The organism is Pseudomonas sp. Pseusp97 (assembly GCF_047304025.1).
Classification (GTDB): domain Bacteria; phylum Pseudomonadota; class Gammaproteobacteria; order Pseudomonadales; family Pseudomonadaceae; genus Pseudomonas.
Map to the genome: position 1 here is coordinate 1 of NZ_JBGLYK010000344.1, position 3759 is coordinate 3759.

General features: G+C 67.6%; 4 protein-coding genes and 1 pseudogene. 2 read left to right on the plus strand and 3 right to left on the minus strand.

Going from position 1 to position 3759, the window contains the following annotated elements; all coding sequences use genetic code 11:
• Window positions 1-283 (minus strand): annotated as a pseudogene (locus ACCC94_RS28495) (acyl-CoA dehydrogenase); the annotation flags it as partial.
• A gap of 148 nt (window positions 284-431) precedes the next feature.
• Here ACCC94_RS28495 and olsB point away from each other — a divergent pair.
• Both olsB and ACCC94_RS28505 read left to right on the plus strand, forming a co-directional pair.
• Window positions 432-1187 (plus strand): L-ornithine N(alpha)-acyltransferase, encoded by a 756-nt coding sequence (olsB, locus tag ACCC94_RS28500; RefSeq protein WP_413352947.1) that lies wholly within the window; start codon window positions 432-434, stop codon window positions 1185-1187.
• A complete protein-coding gene (locus ACCC94_RS28505; protein ID WP_413352948.1) occupies window positions 1187-1954 on the plus strand; it encodes a lysophospholipid acyltransferase family protein in 768 nt (255 codons plus the stop codon). Before olsB ends, ACCC94_RS28505 begins: the two co-directional genes overlap by 1 nt.
• A 161-nt stretch (window positions 1955-2115) precedes the next feature.
• On the opposite strand, the gene ACCC94_RS28510 is transcribed toward ACCC94_RS28505, so the two are convergent.
• Complete coding sequence (locus ACCC94_RS28510) at window positions 2116-2976, minus strand: universal stress protein (RefSeq protein WP_413352949.1); 861 nt, start codon at window positions 2974-2976, stop codon at window positions 2116-2118.
• Window positions 2977-3051: 75 nt separating this feature from the next.
• Window positions 3052-3645 carry an ACP phosphodiesterase gene (locus tag ACCC94_RS28515; RefSeq protein WP_413352950.1) on the minus strand — a complete coding sequence of 198 codons (594 nt, stop codon included), beginning with the start codon at window positions 3643-3645 and terminating at the stop codon, window positions 3052-3054.
• Between the last annotated feature and the right edge of the window lie 114 nt (window positions 3646-3759).

A 3759-nucleotide genomic window follows, 5' to 3' on the forward strand; every position in this document is an offset into this window, starting at 1 on the left:
GGCCTTCGAGGCGGGTCTGCAGGTCGGCGGGGCGCACGCTCTTCTTCTCGGTCACGCACAACGCGCCGAGGCTGCGCGGGGCAGCCGGCCAGAGGGCGCGCAGCGCCGCCTGGTAGCCGGCGAGAAAGGCCAGCCCCGGCGAAGTCGCCAACCGGCCGCCGAGCACCGCCAGTTCGAAGCTGCCGGCGCACCCTACGCGGGTGAGCAATTCGGCGTACCAGTCGTCCAGGGCCAGGCCAGGCGGTAACCGGTCCTGCGGGCCGAGCAGGCATTTCCAGGGCATCGCGGCGCTCCTTCCTTCGAGGTCGTTGTTCTTGTCATACAAGCATCACCGCACCGTCATGGGCGTGACACCGGTCATTCCTAGCCTGAGCTTGCACAACAAAGCCGACCGGCCGCAACCCGCATGGCCGGTTCACGGAGGCACTCGCATGAGTCAGATCGCCCTCTCCTGTGACACCCCGGCGCAGCGCCGTCTCAAGGCCGTGCGTCTGCGCGGCGCCCGCGCCCTGCGCGAAGCCCAGGCCCTGCGTTACCGCGTGTTCAGCAGCGAATTCGACGCCCAGCTCAATGGCGCCGACCAGGGGCTGGACATGGACGACTACGACCGCCACTGCGCCCACATCGGCGTGCGCGACCTCAATACCGGCGCGCTGGTAGCCACCACCCGCCTGCTCGACCACCGCGCCGCGCAGCGCCTGGGCCGTTTCTACAGCGAAGAGGAATTCGCCCTGGACGGCCTGGACGACCTGCAGGGCCCGGTGCTGGAAATCGGCCGCACCTGCGTCGACCCGGACTACCGCAACGGCGGCACCATCGCCGTGCTCTGGAGCGAGTTGGCCGAAGTGCTCAACGAAGGCGGCTATCGCTACCTGATGGGCTGCGCCAGCATTCCCATGCGCGACGGCGGCATCCAGGCCCGCGCGGTGATGCAGCGCCTGCGCGACCGCTACCTGTGCCAAGAGAACCTGCGCGCGGAGCCCAAGACACCGCTGCCGCCCATGGACGTGCCGGACAACCTCACCGCCGAGCTGCCGCCGCTGCTCAAGGCCTACATGCGCCTGGGCGCGAAGATCTGCGGCGAGCCTTGCTGGGACCCGGACTTCGGCGTCGCCGACGTATTCATCCTGCTCAAGCGTGACGAGCTCTGCCCGCGCTACGCCCGTCACTTCAAGGCCGCCGTCTGATGAGCGGCCTGCGCGCCTGGTTGCGCGTCGCCCGCCTGCTGTCACTGCTGCTGGTGGGCCTCGCCCTGGCCAGTTTCGTCAGCCTGCTGGAGCGCCTGCCCGGCGACCGCATGCCCCTGCGCCAGCGTCTGACGCGCTGGTTCCTGGCACGCCTTTCCGGCGCCTTGCCCTTCGAGCTGCAGGTCCATGGCGAGTTGCCCGCGCAGCCGATGCTGTGGGTCTCCAACCATGTGTCCTGGGTCGATATACCGCTGCTGGGCGGGCTGCTGCCGCTGACCTTCCTGTCCAAGGCGGAAGTGCGCCAGTGGCCGGTGGCCGGCTGGCTGGCAGAGAAGGCCGGCACGCTGTTCATCCGCCGTGGCTCGGGCGATGCGCGGATGATCAACGCACAGTTGGCAACGCACCTGTCGCGCGGGCGTTCGCTGCTGGTCTTCCCCGAGGGCACCACCACCGACGGCACCGGCCTGCGCACCTTCCACGGTCGGCTGATGGCCAGCGCCATCGAAGCCGGCGTGCCGGTGCAGCCCGTGGCGCTGCGCTACCGCCGCAATGGCCAGGCGTGCTCACTGGCGCCCTTTATCGGCGACGACGATCTGGTCAGCCACCTGAAGCGCCTGTTCGACCATGATCGGGGGGTGGTGGAAGTCCACCTGCTGCCGGCGCTATCCAGCGCGCATCAGGACCGCAACCTGCTGGCGAAGCAGGCGCACGCCGCGATTCACGCGGTGATATGTGGAGTTCAGGAAGAGTCGGCCATCGCGGCCTGAGAGTTGCCAGCAAAGCGGCAGAGAAAACGAAGAAGGTTTGGAGCCCGCCGTAACCTACGGCCGGCGGGTTCCCACTCTGACGAAACGGCTTTCAAACTACGCCGGGCGGCACCCTCGAGCTGCCCGACGCAACCTGAAAACAGTCTCCAGGCGCCGGAGGCTCAGGCCTCCGGCGGCACGACCAGGATGTCACAATCCAGTTCGCGCAGAGCGTAGTCGGCAACACTGCCGATCAGGGCACGCTTGATCCCGCCCATACCCCGAGTACCCATGACCAGCAGATCGGGTCGATGCTTGTCGACCATCCGCTGCAACACGTTGCCCGGCAGCCCGACGGCCACCAGTTGTTCATCGATGCGTTCTTCCAGGTGTTGGTCGTGGAGGAACATCTTCAGTTCTTCGACGGCCTGGCGCGATTCGGTGCCGACGAATTCGTCGATGCGCTCCTCGCTCACCCCGGAGTACTGCATCATGCCCTTGGCCAGCGGGCTGAAGGCATAGACGCCCCGGCGCACGGCGCCTTCGAGCAGGCCCAGCTCATCGGCCACTTCCACCGCGTGGGCCGAAGCCGGCGAGGTGTCGAGGGCGATCAGCAGGTCGCGGTACTGGCCGCCGGCCGGCTGGTTGACCACCAGCACCGGCAGTTGCCCGGCGCGCAGCACTCGCTCGACCGTGGTGCCGACGAAGATGTCGCGCAGCACGCTCTTGCGGTGCGCGCCCATCACCAGCATCTCGCAGTTCTGCTGCTTCGCCGCGGCGAGGATCTGCTGATTCGGATCACCGCGCTCCACCAGCAGTTTCGGGCAGGTGCCGCCCAGTTCCGTCAGCTCCACCAGCCGCGCTTCGAGCATCAGGCGCACCTGGGTGACTTCCTGCTCGACCAGCGCCGAGGGCTGGTCCTCGTCGACCACGTACAGCACGGTCCAGGGGCAGGCGTAGCGCTTGGCCAACGCTGCCGCGCGGTGCAAAGCCTTTTCGGAACGGCCGGACAAATCCGTTGCGACCATTAACGACTTCATCATGCTGCTCCTCTCGTCGTCCTTCAGATGTGTCTATTGCACACGCGATGGGCCGTCGGGCGGTTGATGCATATCAAGTCAGGCCGGACCGTCCATCGAATTCGGCAGGTTCCTGACGAAGGACTGCAGTTCGGGGTAGAACTCTCGAAAGTCCTCGCTCAGCGGAGCATAGAGACGATCCAGTTCTTCCCAGGCGCCATCCAGCAGGGACGGCCTGGACAGGCGCCGGGACATTCCGCTGACCACGTCCTGCAGCACCTCGAACTGCCGGTAGCTGCCGAGCCAGTCCTGCGCCGCCATGCGCGGTGCAATGCGCGCCAGACGCTCCGGCAGGCCGGGCGTGCGGCCCAGTACACCGTAGACCCGTTGGGTGAAGTGCTCCAGCGGCTCGCCGGAGAATCGCCCCCAGTCGCGGGCCAGGCAGTGGTCGAAGAACACGTCGAGAAGCACGCCGGCCATGCGCCGGCGCTCGCTGGGGAAGCGCGCCTTGGCACTGTGTATCAAGGCATGACTGTCGGTGAAGGCGTCGATGCGCCGGTGCAGGCGGATGCCCGCCTCGATCTCGGCGGGCCATTGGCCAGCGAGCGGGCCTTTGACGAAGTCGCCATAGAGGCTGCCGAGCAGTTGGGCAGGCCGGTCGCCGCCCAGGTGGAGGTGCGCGAGGTAATTCATACGACGAGCTTAGCGCGGAACGGTGGTGACCTGTAGGAGCGGGGGGGGGGGGGGAGGCGGGGGGGGGGCGGGGGGGGAAGATTAGGGGGGCCGGAGGGCCCGCAAAACACACCC

Bases quoted from the DNA above. Each gene is read 5' to 3' on its own strand.
- ACCC94_RS28505 (WP_413352948.1), top strand. From the start codon at position 1,187: ATGAGCGGCCTGCGCGCCTGGTTGCGCGTCGCCCGCCTGCTGTCACTG.
- ACCC94_RS28515 (WP_413352950.1), bottom strand. From the start codon at position 3,645: ATGAATTACCTCGCGCACCTCCACCTGGGCGGCGACCGGCCTGCCCAA.
- olsB (WP_413352947.1), top strand. From the start codon at position 432: ATGAGTCAGATCGCCCTCTCCTGTGACACCCCGGCGCAGCGCCGTCTC.
- ACCC94_RS28510 (WP_413352949.1), bottom strand. From the start codon at position 2,976: ATGATGAAGTCGTTAATGGTCGCAACGGATTTGTCCGGCCGTTCCGAA.